General features: G+C 42.4%; 17 protein-coding genes and 1 tRNA gene. 10 read left to right on the top strand and 8 right to left on the bottom strand.

Features of this window, described 5'->3' with window-relative positions; translation table 11 throughout:
* Positions 1 to 34: 34 nt before the first annotated feature.
* Positions 35 to 2809, top strand: coding sequence for a hybrid sensor histidine kinase/response regulator (locus NG798_RS08740; RefSeq protein WP_261221989.1), 2775 nt, complete (start codon positions 35 to 37; stop codon positions 2807 to 2809).
* A 121-nt stretch (positions 2810 to 2930) separates the two neighbouring features.
* Here the strand turns inward: NG798_RS08740 and NG798_RS08745 are convergent, their stop codons facing one another.
* On the bottom strand, positions 2931 to 3086 hold the full coding sequence (locus NG798_RS08745) for a hypothetical protein (protein WP_261221990.1): 156 nt from the start codon (positions 3084 to 3086) through the stop codon (positions 2931 to 2933).
* Between the two features lie 91 nt (positions 3087 to 3177).
* On the opposite strand from NG798_RS08745, the gene NG798_RS08750 reads away from it, so the two are divergent.
* Positions 3178 to 4173 (top strand): site-specific DNA-methyltransferase, encoded by a 996-nt coding sequence (locus NG798_RS08750; RefSeq protein ID WP_261221992.1) that lies wholly within the window; start codon positions 3178 to 3180, stop codon positions 4171 to 4173.
* A 56-nt stretch (positions 4174 to 4229) separates the two neighbouring features.
* Here the strand turns inward: NG798_RS08750 and NG798_RS08755 are convergent, their stop codons facing one another.
* Together NG798_RS08755 and NG798_RS08760 are read right to left on the bottom strand one after the other, a co-directional pair.
* The gene (locus tag NG798_RS08755) at positions 4230 to 5114 is read right to left on the bottom strand and encodes a MamI family restriction endonuclease (protein WP_261221993.1); all 885 of its coding nucleotides are present in this window, start codon (positions 5112 to 5114) and stop codon (positions 4230 to 4232) included.
* A gap of 7 nt (positions 5115 to 5121) precedes the next feature.
* Positions 5122 to 5334: a helix-turn-helix domain-containing protein gene (locus NG798_RS08760; RefSeq protein ID WP_261221995.1), complete on the bottom strand. Its 213-nt coding sequence runs from the start codon at positions 5332 to 5334 to the stop codon at positions 5122 to 5124.
* Positions 5335 to 5498: 164 nt separating this feature from the next.
* Between NG798_RS08760 and NG798_RS08765 the strand changes: the two genes are divergently transcribed.
* Entirely contained in the window at positions 5499 to 5843 is a 345-nt protein-coding gene (locus tag NG798_RS08765; protein ID WP_261221996.1) for a hypothetical protein, read from the top strand.
* Positions 5840 to 6040 (top strand): hypothetical protein, encoded by a 201-nt coding sequence (locus tag NG798_RS08770; RefSeq protein WP_261221997.1) that lies wholly within the window; start codon positions 5840 to 5842, stop codon positions 6038 to 6040. Before NG798_RS08765 ends, NG798_RS08770 begins: the two co-directional genes overlap by 4 nt.
* Positions 6041 to 6129: 89 nt before the next feature.
* Here NG798_RS08770 and groL read toward each other — a convergent pair whose 3' ends face one another.
* The 3 genes from groL to NG798_RS08785 all read right to left on the bottom strand — a co-directional run bounded on the left by groL (position 6130) and on the right by NG798_RS08785 (position 9246).
* Positions 6130 to 7770, bottom strand: a complete 1641-nt coding sequence (gene groL, locus NG798_RS08775) for a chaperonin GroEL (RefSeq protein ID WP_261221998.1) — start codon at positions 7768 to 7770, stop codon at positions 6130 to 6132.
* Between the two features lie 107 nt (positions 7771 to 7877).
* Complete coding sequence (gene groES, locus NG798_RS08780; RefSeq protein ID WP_261222000.1) at positions 7878 to 8189, bottom strand: co-chaperone GroES; 312 nt, start codon at positions 8187 to 8189, stop codon at positions 7878 to 7880.
* Positions 8190 to 9102: 913 nt separating this feature from the next.
* On the bottom strand, positions 9103 to 9246 hold the full coding sequence (locus NG798_RS08785; protein WP_261222002.1) for a hypothetical protein: 144 nt from the start codon (positions 9244 to 9246) through the stop codon (positions 9103 to 9105).
* Positions 9247 to 9588: 342 nt separating this feature from the next.
* On the opposite strand from NG798_RS08785, the gene alr reads away from it, so the two are divergent.
* The 3 genes from alr (at position 9589) to NG798_RS08800 (ending at position 13906) form a co-directional block, all read left to right on the top strand.
* On the top strand, positions 9589 to 10800 hold the full coding sequence (gene alr / locus NG798_RS08790; RefSeq protein WP_261222004.1) for an alanine racemase: 1212 nt from the start codon (positions 9589 to 9591) through the stop codon (positions 10798 to 10800).
* A 153-nt stretch (positions 10801 to 10953) separates the two neighbouring features.
* A complete protein-coding gene (locus NG798_RS08795) occupies positions 10954 to 11814 on the top strand; it encodes a mechanosensitive ion channel family protein (protein ID WP_261222006.1) in 861 nt (286 codons plus the stop codon).
* A 214-nt stretch (positions 11815 to 12028) separates the two neighbouring features.
* A complete protein-coding gene (locus NG798_RS08800) occupies positions 12029 to 13906 on the top strand; it encodes a methyl-accepting chemotaxis protein (protein WP_261222007.1) in 1878 nt (625 codons plus the stop codon).
* 18 nt (positions 13907 to 13924) lie between these two features.
* Here the strand turns inward: NG798_RS08800 and NG798_RS08805 are convergent, their stop codons facing one another.
* On the bottom strand, positions 13925 to 15190 hold the full coding sequence (locus NG798_RS08805) for a glycosyltransferase family 1 protein (protein ID WP_261222009.1): 1266 nt from the start codon (positions 15188 to 15190) through the stop codon (positions 13925 to 13927).
* Positions 15191 to 15699: 509 nt separating this feature from the next.
* Between NG798_RS08805 and NG798_RS08810 the strand changes: the two genes are divergently transcribed.
* Positions 15700 to 15791, top strand: a tRNA-Ser gene (locus NG798_RS08810).
* Between the two features lie 149 nt (positions 15792 to 15940).
* Here the strand turns inward: NG798_RS08810 and NG798_RS08815 are convergent.
* A complete protein-coding gene (locus tag NG798_RS08815; RefSeq protein WP_261222010.1) occupies positions 15941 to 16876 on the bottom strand; it encodes a serine hydrolase in 936 nt (311 codons plus the stop codon).
* A 145-nt stretch (positions 16877 to 17021) separates the two neighbouring features.
* On the opposite strand from NG798_RS08815, the gene NG798_RS08820 reads away from it, so the two are divergent.
* Together NG798_RS08820 and NG798_RS08825 are read left to right on the top strand one after the other, a co-directional pair.
* Entirely contained in the window at positions 17022 to 17738 is a 717-nt protein-coding gene (locus tag NG798_RS08820; RefSeq protein WP_261222012.1) for a C40 family peptidase, read from the top strand.
* A gap of 96 nt (positions 17739 to 17834) precedes the next feature.
* Positions 17835 to 19046 (top strand): DNA double-strand break repair nuclease NurA, encoded by a 1212-nt coding sequence (locus tag NG798_RS08825; protein WP_261222015.1) that lies wholly within the window; start codon positions 17835 to 17837, stop codon positions 19044 to 19046.
* Positions 19047 to 19338 lie beyond the last annotated feature (292 nt).

Below are 19338 nucleotides of genomic sequence, written 5' to 3' on the forward strand. Positions count from 1 at the left end.
AAGCTTAAAAAGAAAGCTTCTTTAACTCTGTGCTATGTGTATCAAATCTGTTTCTCGCTTGGCTGTAAAAATGACTGGGAAGTTGCCTTTGCGGGCAATTTTTATTTTTCCCTTCGTTTTCCAAATTGTTGGGGCTGTAGGAATTGTTGGCTATCTGTCTTTTAAAAACGGGCAGGAAGCGGTTAATAATTTGGCTAACCAGTTAATGAGGGAAGTGAGTGCGCGTGTTGAGCAAAACTTAGAAACTTTGCTGGCAAAGCCTCACGAAATTAATCAAAGTAATTATGATGCGGTTCAGTTAGGAATTTTAAATTTTGAAAATTTGGATGATTGGGAAAAATATTTGTGGAGACAAGTTCAAGTTTATCCTTATATGAACTTTATTGCAGTTGCCAATAAAAACGGAGATTATAGAGCCGGCGAAAAGCTTTCAGATGGCACTTTAAGGGTTAATGCGACGAAGGGAGAAGGAAGTGCTGATCCTTTTATTTTTTCTTCTTTCAATACTAATGAAAAGGGAGAGCGGACAACACTAGAATTCACTCGCAAAAATTCTGATCCTCGCCAGATTCCTTGGTTTATTGATGGAGTTAAGGCGGGTAAAGCAACATGGAGTTCTGTTTATATTTCATTTTTAGAACCGACTTTACTGGTGAGCGCGGTTAGGCCGGTTTATGATAAAGGGAATGAGTTAGAAGGGATGTTGCTTGCAACGTTACGCCTCGATCAGATTGGGAACTTTTTAAATACGCTGAAAATTGGCAAAATCGGCCAAGCTTTTATTATGGAAAGAAGCGGCCTTATGGTAGCAACTTCTACGTCAGAAAAACCCTTTCGCTTTATAAACAACGAGAGAAAATTAATACAAGTTAAAGATAGCAACAATTTGCTAACGAAAGCAACGAATAGCTATTTAACTGAGCGTTTTCAGAACTTAAAATCAATTCAAACTGCTCAGCAAATTAAGTTTGAATTTCAGGGAAACTCTTATTTTCTGAGGGTGTTGCCGATCAAAGACAGTCACGATTTAGATTGGTTGATTGTTGTGGTGGTTCCTGAAAGCGATTTTATGGAGAAAATTAACGATAATAACCGCACAACTGTTTTATTATGTCTGGTAGCTTTTGTGGGCGCTACAATGCTTGGCATTTTGACTTCGGGGTGGGTAATAAATCCAATTTTGAGATTAAATCAAGCGGCGAAAAATATTGCCAAAGGCGAGTGGGAAAAAACGACTGTTAAAATTGACCGTTCTGATGAATTGGGAGAGTTGGTGAAGTCTTTTAATTCGATGGCACGTCAGTTACAAGAATCTTTGGAAACCTTGGAGCAAAAAGTGGAGGAACGCACGGCAGAATTGATGGTTGCTAAAGAAAAAGCCGAAGTTGCTAACTATGCAAAAAGCACGTTTTTGGCGAATATGAGCCACGAGTTTCGCACGCCATTAAATGCGATTATTGGGTTTGCTCAATTAATGAAGCGCAGCCAATCTTTACCGCCAGAGCAATTAGAAAATATTAGTATTATTAACCGTAGTAGTGAGCATTTGTTGACGCTGATTAATAATGTTTTAGATTTGGCAAAAATTGAGGCCGGTCGCACGACAATCACGGAAAAGAATTTTGATTTACACCGGCTGCTGGATGATTTAGAAGATATGTTTAATTTCAAGGCAGAGGAAAAACATTTGCAGTTAATTTTTGAGCGGATGCTTGATGTTCCCCAATATGTGCGAACCGATGAAATTAAGTTGCGACAAGTTTTAATTAATTTGCTGAATAATGCTTTGAAATTTACTACAGAAGGGGGTGTGACAGTGCGGGTGAGTTCTGCTGGGGGAAAAGGTGAATTAGGAATGCCGGCGGAGTTACATTTTGCAATTGAAGATACCGGCCCAGGAATTTCCCAAGAGGAAATAAATCAAATTTTTGAAGCATTTGGGCAAACTCAAGTGGGTAAAGAATCACAAGAAGGGACGGGTTTGGGTTTGCCAATTAGCCGGCAATTTGTCCGGTTAATGGAAGGGGAAATTCGGGTGAATTCAGTGGTAGGAAAAGGCAGTATTTTTGAATTTAATATTATCGCTAAAGTGGGGGATAGAAGCGAAGTAGAAAATCAAAAGCAGGTGCGCCATGTGATGGGGCTGGAAGCAAACCAACCCCGTTATCGAATTTTGATTGTCGATGATAAGCCGGTGAACCGACAATTGTTAGTTAAAATGCTTAATCCTTTGGGTTTTGATGTTAAGGAAGCAAAAAATGGTCAAGAAGCAATTGAAATTTGGGATAGTTGGGAACCGCATTTAATATGGATGGATATGCGAATGCCGGTGATGGATGGCTATGAAGCAACCAAGCATATTAAATCTACAATTAAAGGTCAGGCGACGGCAATTATTGCGCTGACGGCGAGTGCTTTGGAGGAAGAAAAAGCTATTTTTATTTCTGCCGGCTGTGATGATTTTATGCGGAAACCGTTTCGGGAAGCCGATATTTTTGAGACGATGCACAAACATATAGGTGTGCGTTATATTTATTCAGAAACGGCTGCCGGTGGGGTTGGGAAAGTGTCTCAAAAGGATATCGAAGATCCTCTTAAACCCCAGGTTTTGGGGCTGTTACCGGCCTCTTTGTTGACGAGTTTGGAATATGCTGCGAGTGTTGCTGATATGGCCGGTGTTGAAGATTATATTGAGGAAATTCGCAGGGAAAATCCTTCGGTTGCTGAGGCGTTGATGAGTTTTGCTGCAAATTTTGACTATGACAAGATTGTTGAGATTATTCGAGCAGCAAAAAATCTCGAAAAATGATAAATTAATTAAAATAATAAAACTAATCTTCTTCTAGTTAAAGAATAATGTTGATGAGCCGATCACAAGCTTGCCCAGTCGTCATAGAGTTGATACTTTCCAAATTATCAAAAGTTTATTCTTAGCTTTCAGCTAATGCTTTTTTATATTCTATATTTTTCCCTTTTTTCATCCCCATAATAGCATTAAGTAGGCGTACGCTTTTACCATCATAAGCTAAATAGCATCTTTTTCCTCTTTTAGGACAAATTGTAATAGAAGCAGAGATTGCCTTCACCTGATGGCATTACTTTCACATCTTTTCGTCTCTCTCAAAAAAAAACAAAATGATATCCTAAAAATATCTCCCCCAAAATCTAAAAACCTTTATGCTTGAATTCAACCGCATTATGCCCGGAAACTGCCTTGAAATTCTCCCACAAATCCCCGACAAAAGCATTGATTTAGTCATCCTCGATCCCCCCTACTGGAAAGTGGTAAGTGAAAAATGGGATTACAACTGGCGCACCCAAGAAGATTATGCAAACTGGTGTCAAAAATGGCTTACAGAAATTGCCAGAGTGATGAAACTTTCGGGCAGCCTCTATTTATTTGGTTATTTGAGAAACTTAATCCCTCTCCATAGCCATCTCCTTAATCTTGGCTTTCTTTTTCGCCAACAAATCATCATCGATAAAGGCATTCGCGCCCTTGGCGGCAGAGCAACAAAAGGCTACAAAATGTTTCCTAATGTTACCGAATCTTTGTTGTTTTTTATCGGTGACAGCAAACCTTTTATTAAACAACTTCTCAAACAAAGACAAAAAGAACTGAAATTAACTGCTCAAGAAATTAACCGGCAACTGGGAGTTAAAGAAAACGGCGGCGGAATGTGGTCACTTTACACCGGCCAAAACATTCTCGCTCAAATTCCCACCCAAGAAATGTGGGAAAAATTGCAAGAAATACTGCAATTTGAGTATCCCTACGAAGACATCGCGCCGGTTTTTAACATCGAAATGGGGATAACAGATGTGTGGACAGATATTGATTTTTACGAAGAAAAAAGATATCATCCCACGCAGAAGCCGGTGAAATTGATGGAACGGATAATTAAAGCCAGCAGTAATCAAGGAATGGTGATTTTAGACCCCTTTTTGGGATGTGGTTCTACAGCCATTGCTTGCCATAATTTAGACCGCTATTTTATAGGAATTGAGCAAGAAGAAAACTATGTAAAAATTGCTAGAGAAAGACTGGAAAAGCTTAAAAAGCAAGGCCCACAAAATAGTAATTCCCTATCTTCTATAGTGGCTACGTCAAACAATAAAATCCTTGAGCAAGCCGCATCATATCAGCAACTAACTCTTGATTTGGAAACTTAGAAACTATAAGGGCTGGTTGATTATCTATTTATTAACCAGCCCTCTTTTACCAATATTTATTGATTTCTTAGTGGCAGGTATTGCTTCAAACTCTCATCAAGACTTGTGGGTAAAGACTCTAAACCAACCCTTAAACGAAGGTTTTCCTTTTCCGGCTGATTTAAAAGGTTTGTTGGCATTGCTACTGAATCAAGAAAAGACCTATCTTCATCGGGTTTTACATACTTTAGTATCTCTAGGCTAGGAGTTTCACTAATGGCCCTATGGACTAAGCAAGAAAAAGTTAAAATTGGATTACAAATATAGAACTGATAGCTATACGGCCAAAAATTTTTTGGCGCTGGTGTTTGCTCCGGTTTTTTTCTTTTAGCCGTTAAATAAATATGGTTATAATAGTTATACATTAACTCTCTAAATCGGGTATGGCGATCACTTGTAGGCCAAATTTCAAAAGATTGAATCCTTAACGTATCATAATCCTGATCCTCAAAGTTTGGATAATCAGCAATTACTAAGATGACTCTTTCAATTTCTTTAATTAATTCGTTTAAATCTCTTTCACTCCTAATCGTAAAAAGCCACTTTGAATCATTATTTCTCTTGATCTTTATTGAGCCGCATTCTGGGCAAGCTACTTCTAATCGTGCCACAGGTGATTTACAACTATTACACTTGTCGAGTTGGTCAATCCTAGAACAAGATTTTACCTCAGATCCATCCGCTAAATCCTTTCCTCTTGCACCAGTTCTTGTGCCTGGAACTCCTGTGATCAGCGAGGCTAAATGTTGCCCAGGATAACCCACTTTAAGGTTAGGAGTTTGCTTAGTTATTTTTGACCACTTTACAGCATTTATGCGGGGTTGAATAACCAACTCACTCAAAAGTTGCTTAATTTTATTTAAGTTATCGTCAATTGTAATTAAGTTTAGATTAGGGCGCATAATTGAATTAGTCTTTAAATAAATCACCGATGCTTAAACCCAAAGCATCAGCAATTTTTTGTACATTTATTAATGTGATATTTTTTTCTGCTCTTTCAATCATTCCTATATAAGTTCGATGAAGATTTGCCTTTTCAGCCAACCCTTCTTGTGAAAGGTTCTGTTTTCGTCTTTCTTGCCTTACTTTTTGACCAAATTTGATTAAAACTTCTGGTTTCATGGCTTTTCAGCCACTTGAGAGATTAAACTCAATTTATGAGATTGCTAACTATAGGTCTACATACTATGATTAGCAATAAGGGTCTCACACCCCCACAAATGGGCATGATCTCGCGTCGGCCTTTTGGGCCAAAATGGGTGCGCTCGTCTAGTATGTGATGGAAAATGGCAAAATTACCCGCAGAAACAAGCGAAACAATATGGACATTGCTGCGACAACTTTTAACCATCGTAGAAGATGCCGGTGCCGCAGAATACACCCTTTTTGAACGCTATGGCGAAACCCCCAGCACCCTTGGCAACTTGGCAGACTTAAAAAAGCTTGCCGAAGAAGCAGCAACACGCTATTCCCAACTCTTCAAAATCCGCCTCCGCATAGCAGAGGCTAACCCAACCGCCCCAAACGATATGTTACGATTGGTGGACACAGCCATCACCCAAAACCAACTCAGGATTCCGGCGATGGAGCGCAGCATTCAAGAAATTAAGACGGAGTGGAACCTGCAATGAACAACGAACCCCGCATCCCCGATGAAGAAACTCGAAAACGTCTTTCGATGAACCTGCGGAAAGCTCGCCTAGACTTAGAAGAATTTGGCTTACAACTAGAAGAAATAGAGGCCGGTTTAGATAAACACATCCGCGAACAAAAAATGAAGCGCCTCGAAAAATCGCGCCAATATTTAGATCAAATGTCAAAATCTTAAAAACTAAAAAAAATCATAATAAAAAAAACCGGTCTCTATTAGAAACCGGGCTTTTTGTAGGGTGGAAAAAACCCACCCCAAAATCAAACTTAGTAATCGAAATCGCCGCCACCCATACCAGCACCGGCACCAGCACCAGCACCTTCTTTAGGCTCAGGCTTATCAACAACAATGCACTCAGTCGTCAACACCATACCGGCAATAGACGCAGCATTTTGCAGAGCAGAACGAGTCACCTTCGCAGGGTCAACAATTCCCGCCTCAAACAAATCAACAAACTCGTTAGAAGCAGCATTGTAACCAACATTAAACGGCTTCTCTTTCACCCGTTCAGCAATCACAGCACCATTCTGACCGGCATTTTCAGCAATCCGTTTCAGAGGAGCAGAAATTGCACGAGAAACAATCAAAGCACCAGTCAATTCTTCAGCAGACAAATTAGCATTTGCCCACTGTTCCAACTCAGGCGCCAAATGAGCCAAAGTCGTACCACCACCAGGCACAATACCTTCTTCAACAGCAGCCTTAGTAGCGTTGATCGCATCTTCCAAACGCAACTTGCGATCCTTCATTTCCGTTTCGGTTGCAGCACCAACCTTGATCACTGCAACACCACCGGCCAACTTAGCCAAACGCTCTTGCAACTTCTCCTTATCATAAGAAGACTCGGTATCTTCCATTTGACGGCGAATTTGCTCACAACGAGTCTTAACAGCAGCCTCGTTTCCTTCAGCAACAATCGTCGTATTATCCTTAGTCAAAGTAATGCGACGAGCGCGACCCAACATATCAAGCTTAGTAGTTTCCAGCTTCAAACCGGCATCTTCAGTAATCACTTGACCGCCAGTTAATACAGCAATATCTTCCAACATTGCCTTACGACGATCACCAAAACCAGGAGCCTTAACAGCAGCCACATTCAGCACACCGCGCAAACGGTTTACCACCAAAGTAGCCAAAGCTTCCTTCTCAATATCCTCAGCCAAAATCACCAGAGGACGACCGGCACGAGCCACCTGCTCAAGCACCGGCACCAAATCTTGAACCAGAGCAATTTTCTTATCAGTTAACAACAAGAAAGGCTCCTCAAAAACCGCCTCCATCCGCTCAGTATCCGTCACGAAATAAGGGGAAATATAACCCTTATCAAAACGCATACCTTCAGTAATTTCTAACTCGGTGGTCATGGATTTTCCTTCTTCCAAGGAAATCACACCTTCTTTACCCACCTTATCCATCGCCTCAGCGATCATATTGCCAACTTCTTCATCATTGCCGGCAGAAATTGAACCCACTTGAGCAATCGCCTTAGAATCTTCCACAGGGCGAGCGTGTTTGGCAATTTGTTCTACCAAGAAACCAGCAGCTTTATCAATACCACGTTTCAGGATAATAGCATTAGCGCCGGCGGCCACATTACGCAGACCTTCTTTAACCATTGCGTGAGCCAAAACCGTTGCAGTCGTGGTGCCATCACCAGCGGCATCATTGGTTTTAGAAGCAGCTTGACGAATCAAAGCCACGCCGGTGTTTTCGACATGATCTTCAAGCTCAATTTCTTTAGCAATAGTCACACCATCATTCACAATTTGAGGAGCGCCGAATTTCTTTTCCAGCACCACATTGCGACCTTTGGGCCCCAAAGTTACGGCCACAGCTTCGGCCAAAATATCCATACCCCGTTCCAGGGCGCGACGAGCATTTTCGTTGTAAATGATGCGCTTAGCCATAGTTAATTTCCGCGATTGTAGTAGATTTGTTTCTTGATTTTTGCTTGGGCTTCAATTTGGGTTTAATGCGTTGGGGAAAAATACCCCAACCCTGCTAAATTCCCAAACTAGTTAACGACAGCGAGAATATCTTTTTCAGACAGTAAAACGTATTCCTCAGTACCGAGTTTGATATCGGTGCCGGCGTACTTAGAATAGAGAACTTTGTCGCCAATTTTTACTTCCATTTCTTGACGAGAACCGTCCTCATTGCGCTTGCCAGGGCCAACTTGAACCACTTCGCCAATTTGGGGTTTTTCTTTAGCCGCATCCGGCAGTAAAATGCCACCTGCCGTCTTTTCTTCAGCAGCACTTACCTTTACAAAAACGCGATCTCCTAGAGGTTTGACGGTAGAAACACTCAGAGATACAGCAGCCATACAAACTTCTCCAAACTACAAGTTATGTTGATCAATAATTCAGCAACGAAGCCGGCATTTTTACCTACGACCCACTCAAATTGAGTGTTTAGCAGGGGTGCCGGTGGAGTGATTTAGCACTCTCAACTCCTGAGTGCTAATTTAGCGGAGAGCGATCCACCAATGCAACAGATTTTTCTGTACGGGTTCCCGAACTAAAAGGGCCAAAAACCCAAAAAAAGCCTCCGCTCTTACCCAATAAATAACGAAATTAAAGCAACAAATCAAAGCAAAATAGCCCTGATTTAGATAGGTTTGAGGACAAATTTAATTTTTATAGAAAAATGAAAACTCCAAAAAATCACCATCCTCAATAGCAAGAGCAAATAAAAATCAGCCGCTCAAAAAGCTAAAAACCTAGGATGGCCGGCCAGTGGTGGTAAGTAGAAGCACTTAATTATTTGTAGGATGGGTAGAGCGTAAGCGTAGCGCTATCGCGCACTACGTTACGCGTAGCGTGCCGAAGGCAAAACCCATCAAAGCCTGGAGAGTGTTGGGTTTCGTTCCTCTACCCAACCTACATTACACCCAGAGTTTAATTAAGTTGACTTACTTAATTAAGTAGAATCCCCAATGAGAATAAATGCTTGTAGCGGTTGGGCCAATCTGTCGCCGCAGGAGGATTCGTGCAATTGAAAGTGTTAAAGCTAGTACCCATAGCTTTAGGCCAAGGGCTCTGTTTCAGTCTCCGCAGGGGAATTATCTAATTTCTCTCTAGTATTTAGTAACTGATTAGCAGCCTCTTGTATCAACGTAGGACTGGGTTAGGATTAACTTTAGTAATTATTTCAATATTTCTGAATTCCTTTCCCTTAAGGTACATATTTAAAAAAGTTTTCGTATTTTTTTAGAAAAAAGCACTTCAGAATAACCGTCAATAAATTGGCAAACTCACTTTTTTGCTTTCCCCTTTTTTGAGAATTTTTTCTAATACTATTAAAGTTATATTTGAGACAATATCGGCTGCATTTTTGTGTTGAATATTGGCAGAAATAAAGTTCTCTTCTTGATTAGACATTATCCCGCAGTAATGCAAAGCCTCATTGCAGCGCACCGGCAAAGCAGCACAGATTCACAAACTCAACAAAACCCCCCCCAGTCAAAGTTAAAAAGCTCAATTCGCGGCGCACTCAATCAAATTGAGCAAAGCCGGTGCTGTTGCCAAGGCCGTAAAACTGCTTTTTAAGGAAATGGTTAAGGAGTGGCGTAATTAACCCAACACATACAACCGACCGTAACAGATGATTTAACGCCATCGATTTTTTTTGCTCCCGACTTAAACTGAAAGCTTAGAATACTAGGGATAACGAACGAATAGTTTTATAGTGCTAACTGGTGTGAGTGAAATAGGAGCAAAAAAATGCTGAGTTGGGAGCAAAGTCCAAGCCTAGCATCAATGCGTTGTGAGCGGGCCTGGGTGGAAATTAACTTGCCTGCTCTTGCAGAAAATGTGCGGTACTTGAAGCGGTTGCTTTCTCCAAAAACTGACCTTATGGCAGTCATCAAAGCCGATGCCTACGGACATGGAGCCGTGCAAGTCGCGCAAACCGTTCTCAATAGCGGTGCCGACTGGTTGGGAGTGGCCACCATCCCAGAGGGAATAGAACTGCGCGAAAGCGGTATTACAGCGCCTATCTTGATTTTGGGTGCCACAAATACCACCGAACAAGTGCGGACGCTCGTTCGGTGGCAATTGCAACCCACCTTATGCACGCCTCAGCAAGCATTGATATTTTCAGAAGCTTTGCAATCTTTATCTTTTGCTAAGGGCAAAGAACAAACTTTGCCGGTGCATATCAAACTTGATACTGGAATGTCGCGGCTGGGTTCTCCTTGGCAAGAAGCCACCGAATTTGTAAAGTGCGTCTCGGCGTGTCCTAACTTAAAAATTGCCAGTATCTATTCCCATTTTGCCACCGCAGATAGTCCAGATCCGACAATTATGTGGCAACAACATTCGCGTTTTCAGAAAGCAATTTTTGCCCTTCAAAATGCCGGTTTATCGGTGCCGAAACTGCATTTATCAAATTCCGCAGCCGCCCTCACCGATTCGCATTTGCACTACGATATGGTGCGAATGGGATTAGCGATTTATGGATTATATCCCGCCGAACATTTAAAATCGGTTGTCGAATTAAAACCCGTGATGCAAGTCAAAGCACGAGTCACTCAAATTAAAACTCTCGAAGCCGGCACCGGCGTCAGTTATGGTCATCATTTTGTTGCCAGCCGGTCAATGCGTGTAGCCGTTATCGGCATTGGTTATGCTGATGGCATTCCTCGCAATCTTTCCAATAAAATGAAAGTTTTGGTGCGCGGTGAATGGGTACAGCAAATTGGCGCAATTACAATGGATCAATTAATGCTAGATGTGACAGCAATTCCTGACTTACAAGTAGGCGAAGTTGTCACCTTGCTAGGATCACAAGGCAAACACCACATCAGTGCAGAAGATTGGGCAACAATGCTGGGTACAATTTCTTGGGAAATTCTCTGCGGTTTTAAACACCGGCTTCCTCGCGTGCCGGTCAGCCAGCCCTTTGAACTACAACAGCAGCCGGTGCAACCTTAAGATTTTAGTAGGGGCCGGTGCACCCTTATTGAGGCTATTAATAAACCGCATTAATAAACCGGCCCACCACAACTTTTTATTTTAAAAATTGTGGAATAATACAAACAAATCTACAACCTTTTTTTGCAAAAATAAACTAAAATAGCAAACCAAATGTTAACAATTCATTATTTTTTGACAGCCCCCCCACAAGTGCCCGCAGGAAATACGGACTTGCGGAACTATGCCGCTCTTTGGCAATCTGTAGAAGTCTGGAAAAAATTTCTGGATTTGTTGTTTTCAATTATTCCCCAGATGCTTTGGGCCTTGGGAATTTTGCTGCTGACAAGACTGGCAATTAATGTTATGACGCGCACGATGCGGCGCGTACTGAACCGAACCGAACCAACCCTCAGAAAATTTTTAATACAAGCCGCAGAAATTTTAACAATGGTGGTAGGAGTAGTTGCGGCCTTAAATGCAGTTGGAATTCAAGCAACAAGTTTAGTAGCAGTCGTGGGGGCGGCAGGTTTAGCCATTGGTTTAGCTTGGCAAAATACCCTTTCTCATTTTGCGGCTGGAGTAATGTTAATTAGTTTAAGACCCTTTGAAGTAGGCGATTATATTGAAGGAGCAGGAGTGGCCGGTGTAGTCGATGCCATTGGTATTTTTTCCACCACTTTATTAACAGCCGATCATATCAAAATTACCGTACCCAACGCTCAACTTTTTAACGGAACCTTGAAAAATACAACCGCAATGAAAACGCGGCGGGTAGATATTGACGTAAATATTGGAGAACGGCCAATTGCTGCAACAATTTCTCATTTACTCGTTCTAGTTGAGTCTCATCCTTTGGTTTTTTCCAAACCGCATCCAACCGCTGTAGTAACTTCCATTGCTTCCGGTACAGTTTTATCCGTCCGTCCTTGGTGCGCCTCGCAAGATTATGAGCAAGTGAAATCGCAAGTACAGCTAATTATTAAAGAAGCCTTACAAGACGAACCAGAACCGGAGAAAAGCAGTAATATTTAAAATAGCCCCGCCCAGAGAACAGTAGAGTGGGTTTGGAGCAAAATCTACAGATTGAGACAAATCAGCGATGAAAATTTAAACTTTTTAACCTTTCAACAAACCAGCGAGAAAAACAGAAAACTGCCGCCCCTAGGAGTGGATTTTCTCAAACCACCCGCTAATTACGGGGGTAAAATAAGTTTGAACATTTTCCTATACTTACCCGCCAAAAACTATGAAAGTTTTAAAAAATTTCAGTAGATTTCAAAATCGGCTCATTAGCTTACTTGCCATCAGCACACTGATCCCGGTCTTAGTGTTGGGCTGGTACAGCATTTCGGTTGCCACCAATGCCATCACAGATTTGTCATTGCAAGTCATAGATAAAGAAACCTCAAAGACTGCCGAAAAAATTAACAACTTTTTAGATAATGTCAGCCAAGACGTTCTATTTTTAAGGGGAATGCCTCCGGTATCAGGAATAATCCGTGCTAGAGAAAATGGAGGTATTGATCCAGAAGATAAGTCATCTTATCTTCAATGGATAAATAGATTAAACCAGATTTTTGTAGCCCTGATGGAAAGCCGACCTCAGTATTACCAGCTTAGCTATTTAGATGAAAAAGGTAATGAAATGGTAAAGATAAATTCCGACAACGAAACCATAACAGTCGTGCCGGCAAAACAAATGCAAAACGAGGCCAAAACCGACTATTTTATGGAGACAATGAAGCTGAAATTAGGGGGAGTCTATGTATCGCAGGTGAATTTAAACCGCGAAGGAGGCAAAATAGAAAGTCCCCACCATCCCGTCCTGCGAGTCAGTACACCCATTTATAGCCAGCAAGGTAACAAACGAGGAATTTTGGTTGTTAATGTTAATGCCAATTCTTTTTTAGAGATAAATACCGAGGATACAAAAAACAAGACCACTTTTTTTGTTGTCAACCAAAATGGTTACTACCTCTCCCATCCCAATTCAGAAAAAACCTTTGGATTTGAGTTTAATAAAGACGAGAGAATCAGCCGAGATTATCCTGAAGAAATAGCTGCTCAATTGTTATCTGGAGGAAAAGGATTAATTTCTGAAGGGACACCTCAATTATTAAGCTATTACACACTTTACCCCAACAAAAACACTAAAATTCATCCCCTCATATTTGTATCCCAACTGCAAAAAAGCGAGGTATTTGCATCAATTGCCCAATTAAGGGGAGCAGCTTTTCTCGTTACCTTTTTATCGTTGCTTGCGGTTTTGATAATCGGAAGTTTTATTATCAGGAGCTTATTAAGATTAATTCAACAATTGACCGCAGTAATTTCCTCATTTTCTCTACAAGTTCTTTCCACTTTAGAAGAGCAAGAAAGGTTGTCCTCTCAGCAGTCTTCCTCCGTACAGGAAACAACCGTAACAATGGATCAATTGAGCAATTCTTCACAACAATCAGCACTGCAAGCAGAAGCCGCCGCCGCCGGTGCCCGTTTGGCCCTTGACCGAGTAGCGGACGGAAACCAAGCAGTAAAAGAAAGTTTAGAAGAAATGGAAACATTAAAAATAAAAGTCGAAGCCATTGCCCAAGAAATAGGGCGTTTAAGTGAGCAAACCCGTCAAATTGGCACCATTTCCAAATTAGTCAGCGACTTAGCCAATCAAACCAATATGTTAGCCCTAAATGCTGCCGTTGAAGCCGTCAGAGCCGGTGACTATGGCAAAGAATTTGCAGTAGTAGCAAAAGAAATACGCACTTTAGCCGATCAAAGCAAAAAATCAGCCGAAAGTATTAACAGTTTAGTCGCCAACCTTCAAAAAGCAATAGAGTCAACCGTAGAAGTCAGCAATGAAGGCACAAACAATGTAGATTCCAGCGTAAAAATTGTTAAAAAAACAGCCGAAGCCTTTAACGGACTTGCCGGGGGGATGAACCGAATTGTCGATAACAGCCAGCAAATTGCCGGCAATGCAAAGCAGCAAGCACTTGCCATTCAACAAGTTCTTGATGCTATGAATGCCATTAATCAAGGCGCCGCCGAGTCGGCTTCCGGTATCCGTCAAACCAAAGTCGGTACCCAACAATTAACCGAAGCCGCCATGCGTTTAAGAGCCGCCGTTTAAAATCCCCCCCAAATCCTTTTATGCACTCACCGGCCCCATTTTTACCCCCGGACTATCCAACATTAAACAATACAAATCATTTAACTGTTTTGCCACCCCATCCCAGCTAAAAGTTGTCTCAACTCTCAAGCGAGCCGTTTGACCTAATTTCTTTGCAAAATCAGGGTTGCTCAAAATACGATCAAGAGCATCAGCAAAAGCCTTTTCATCTTTTGGCGGACACAACAAACCGGTTTTTTCTGGAATAATTGTGTACTGAAGACCCCCCACATCCGAACCGATCACCGGCGTACCACAAGCCATAGCCTCAATCGTCACCAAACCAAACGGTTCATAATAACTTGGAACCACACAAACATCAGCCGCCGCATAATAAATCGGCAAATCTTCGCGTCCCAAACGACCAGGAAAAATAGTAATTTCTCCTAAACCCAACTCCTTGACAATCCCATCAATTCTTTCTCTTTCAAAACCATCACTTTCCCCCTCACGCCAACCGCCACCAATAATTAACTTTAGCTTAGCTTGCCGGCGAATTTTACAAGCCGCCAGAGCACGCACCAAAGTCTCAATCCCCTTACGAGGGTCAAACCGGCCCACAAACAAAACCACCTTTTCATCAGCCGCAATCTTTAAAACTTGCCGGGCTTTTTCTTTGCCAATTGAACCAAAATTGCGAATATCCGTACCACAGGGAATAATATCAACATAACCTTTTGTAGAAACCAAATCCTGTAAATGATTTCTTTCTTGAGGGCTAGTTGCTACCACACAATCCGCAGTTTCCAAAACAGCCTTTTCAAAAAACAACCGCGTCTTAGCAATCATCGGAATCGTACTAAGCGACTGATATTTAATTGCCCCCAATGAGTGATAAGTATGCACCTGTTTAATGCTTTGACATTTTTTTAACTGCATTCCTACCCAACTAGAAATCCAGTAATTTGTATGGACAATCGGATATTTAACCCCCGTGACATCTTGAAACTTAAGGAACTCCGAAACAAACCTTGGTGCAAAACTAAAAATATTATCACGAGGAATAAATTCTTCTGGGCCCGCTTTCAACCGAATAGTGCGACAATGGGAATTATGTTCTACTATTGCCGGCTGACTTGCATCAGCTTTGCGGGTAAACATATCCACTTGCCAACCTTGTTTAGACAAAGCCTCTCCCACAGAACGCACATAAACATTTTGACCACCCGCCTCTTCTTTCCCAATTTCAACTGCCGGATCTCCATGAACAGAAACCAAAGCAATCCGCCTATTATTACCCTTCATCTTTTTACTCTTCCCATTATTAGAAATTTACACCCTGTCTGCTTGATTACCTTAAGAAAAGGAGCTCAACCAGACTTAAAAGCAAAGAAAAATTAACTGAACTAGAGCCTGTTTGAATTATCAAAAAAGACTCTTTTAAACTTTTCTAAATTCTAGGAATACCAACTCCACCAGGTATCCCCCCTTAGCTAGATAGGCTAGAGGTATTTTGCCAGCTTTTCGAGACAATAACACCCACAGAAATACGCATTTTTATATACATTATCAACGTACATTTATTCATCAATTACTGTTGATAATTCTAATTTTCTTCACATCATGCAAAGCCTACAGCACCTCCCAAAACCGCTGTAAAGCCCTCCGGGGAAGCATTCAGCCCATCAAAAATCCGGCCATTCAAAACCCTCTTAAAAATTGGCCCCTTTTGGCCCAAAAAAATCCCCAAAAAAAAATTTGTCTTTTTTGTGACAACCACAAAAACTTGTGCTACCATCATTAATTGTGAGCACGGAGAGGTGGCTGAGTGGTCGAAAGCGGCAGATTGCTAATCTGTTGTACGGTACGAAAGGCCGTACCGAGGGTTCGAATCCCTCCCTCTCCGTCCCCCCATCCCCAAAAACCCCCAAAAGATAACCCTGTAAGCCCCCCCTTACAGGGTTATCTTGTTTTGACCTCAAAACAAACCTCTCCCGCCGATAGGGGCAACCAGAGGCCAATTCCCCCTACGAAGCGGTAGGGAGATTAAGTTCTCTACAAACCAACAATCGCCTCAGCCACCCGACTTGAAACAAAAGGTAAAATCGCCTCATTCTTACTGTGAGCCTTACCCTCCGTAAACACCACCAACAAATAAGGCCGCACCTCCGCCAACTCAATATAAGCCGCATCATGGCGTACCTGACTTGTGAGCCCAGCTTTCGACCAAACCCGTGCATTTTGGGGCACACCGGCCCCCAAAAACCCCGTCACCTGATTGTCAGCATCCGCCGCCAACTCCACAGGATCAAGCGAACGCCGCATCAACTGCATCATTTCCTGGGAACGCGCGGAAGAAACCGCCACCCCGCCGACAATACTGTGAACCAACCGCGCCGAAGCATCCGTAGTTAACATATTGCGGTTTTCCATCATTTCCCCTAAAAACATCCTTTCCCGACCATAGGGGCCATCACACCAAGTTTTTTGGTTCATATTCACCGCACCCAACTCCGGCCAACCAAGCGACTGAAAATAGCGATTAATAATATTCCGCTGTTGCTTCCAAGTTTCAAACGGCCCCCGCGATAACTCTGGCCCACTCGTCGTGCCGGTCAACACATCCACCACCAAACTCGTCGCATCATTACTAGAATCCACAATCATATCCCGCATAGCCCGCTCCAACTCGCGGGAAGATTGCAACATACCCTTTTCTAACCATTCATGTACCGCCACCAAATAAAATAACTTGACAATACTTGCCGGATAAATACGCTCACCCCCGCGATAAGAAAACCCCCGCACAGGATGATTCCAAAACGCATCAGGACTCAACGCACCCCCCGTATTCACAGGCGCCGGTGGATCATAAACCACCAACGTCATCGCAATTTGATTTCTCTCCAAACTTGGAAACTCGCGCCAAGTAGCCTCTAAAATTTCACTTCCTAGGTTTTCGAGTTGTTCATCATTCCGAAAAAAAGCCATAATTTCTCAGGGGTCAGTTGTGACTAGCTATTTTATTTTAGAAAAATATTGCAACAGAACCTCACAGACCCCACAAACAAAAAAATCTCCCCTCCAGCCCAAAATCTAAACTGGAAAATTTTCCCTCAAAAATCAACTGACCCCTATGATTTCTCTTAAAGAACTGCAAACCAAATTTGCCACCAACCAATCCCAAGCATCTCGCATCCAATATCGCTGTTTAACAAATTTAGATATCTATGACTCCCCAAAATGCGAACGCTTAGCCACCCAAGCAGCCAAAAACCGCAACCTTTGTATTCATTCCCTAGAAACCGACACCCTAAAAATTGAACTTTGCGAAGACAATTATCCGGGGTGGCTGACCCAAGAGCAACTAAAATTTCTTGAAACCTCAAAAACCCCCTATCAACCCATCACCCTATCCCAAACAGAAATTCAACAGGGTTTACCGCAAGTTATCGCCTTTACCCACAACGCCATGAACACCCCAAACCAATATCTTTGGGGTGGAACAGTTGCCCCAAATTATGATTGCTCAGGCTTAATGCAGGCCGCATTTTTATCAGTAGGAGTGTGGCTACCCAGAGACGCCTACCAACAAGAAGCCTTTACCGAGCCCCTCAAAATTTCCGAATTACAACCAGGAGACTTAATCTTTTTTGGCAATCCCCAAAAAGCCACCCACGTTGCTTTATACCTGGGCGACAAAAAATATATCCACAGTTCAGGAAAAGAAGCCGGTCGTAACGGCATCGGCATAGATATCCTATCCGAAAAAGGCGATGAAATCAGCCGCGCCTATTATAAACAACTACGCGGTTTTGGAAGAGTAATAAAACCCTATCTTCCCACCCACTAAACCCAATCCCCAAAACCCAACAAACCATAAAACCATCTGCGTCCATCTGCGTTTATCTGCGGTTTAAAAATCTCCCTAACCCCCAACAAAAAAGCCATGCTAGACCTCAACAAACTAGCCGGAAAACTCCCCGGCATAAGCAAACACCTCACCCAAGAAGCAACAGCAGCAAAAGGCCGGCTACAAACAGCCGAACTATTAATGCAGCAAGCCCAAACCCATCACCTAGAATTAGTAAAAAAACAACAAGATTGGAAACACCGGCTCATATTTTCAGCAGCCGAACCCGTCGAACCATTAGATACTAGAATCGCCATTCCCCCAGCCCCCCGCACCCACACAGTCATCGCCACAGACGGCTCCCAAATTGCCCCTAGTCATCACGAAATTGCTTATTGCTATCTTATTAATGTCGGGCGAGTTGTACTGCATTACGGAGTCAGCCGGCATCCTTTATTAGACAGTTTGCCAGAAATTTATTATCGGGCTGAAGATTTATATGAATCGCGGCAATGGGCAATCCGAACTGAAGAATGGATGGGGTATAGACGCACTGCTACTGAAGCAACAGTTTTAGCAGAATTAGCTTGCTCATTGTGGGAAACAACCCCCCCGCCGGTGCCGGCAATTTCGCTGGTGGATGGTTCATTAATTTACTGGTTTTTAGAAGGTATTGCCTCAGAAGCCCGCGATAAAATTTTAGGAGAAATTTTAGACGCTTGGGATAAATTGGAAGAAGCCGGTATTCCTATTGTGGGATATCTCAGCGCTTCAAGAAGTATGGAAGCGATTAATTTTTTACGCTTAGAAGCTTGTATTCATAAGGAACCAAACTGCATTTCTTATTGCGCCCCAGACCTAGATTTTAGTTCACCAGGGCAACCAAAAAAAGCGCCTTGCCAAGTTTTTGAACCTCTGCGAGATGTGGCCCTGTGGCAAACAACTTTACAACCAGGCCAACGCAGTCCTTTATGGCGGAGTTGTGCGCCAATTTTACAATGCTATGGACACCATACTGTTTATTTTTGTTATGTTAATGTTGGCTCGGAAATTGCCAGAATAGAAGTGCCGGGGTGGGTAGTAGAAAATCCTGAACTTTTGGAAACAACATTAAGCTTAACTGTTGCCCAAGTTCAAAAAGGTTATGGTTATCCTGTGGCGCTGGCAGAAGCGCATAACCAAGCTGTTGTGAGAGGGGGAGATCGTTATCATTTTTTTGCTTTATTGGAAAGAGAAATGATTAAGGCCGGTTTAAAAAATGTTGGCACTTCCTACAAGGAAACCCGCAAACGCGGCAGTATTGCTTAAACTCTCCCCTTAATCTTGAGTTTGTGCGCTTGCTTTGAAAAAAAAGTCAACAATCTTTAAGCTTCTTAACGCCCAAACGCCCAACCAAAAACTAAAATAGAAAGGTGGAACCGGCAAACCCCAATTTGCTAAAAAGCTGCAAGAAATACACGGCTTTCCTGCACCCAGAATAGAAGCCAGCGGGAAAGTGCAGCTTGTGTCAGCGGCGGCAAAGCATAGATCCCCATCCCTGGATGCAACGATAACGCTTAGCCACAGACTGTCGATAGAATGGTAACTCACTTTATAAATA

The sequence above is a fragment of the Ancylothrix sp. D3o genome (genome assembly GCF_025370775.1).
GTDB lineage: Bacteria > Cyanobacteriota > Cyanobacteriia > Cyanobacteriales > Oscillatoriaceae > Ancylothrix.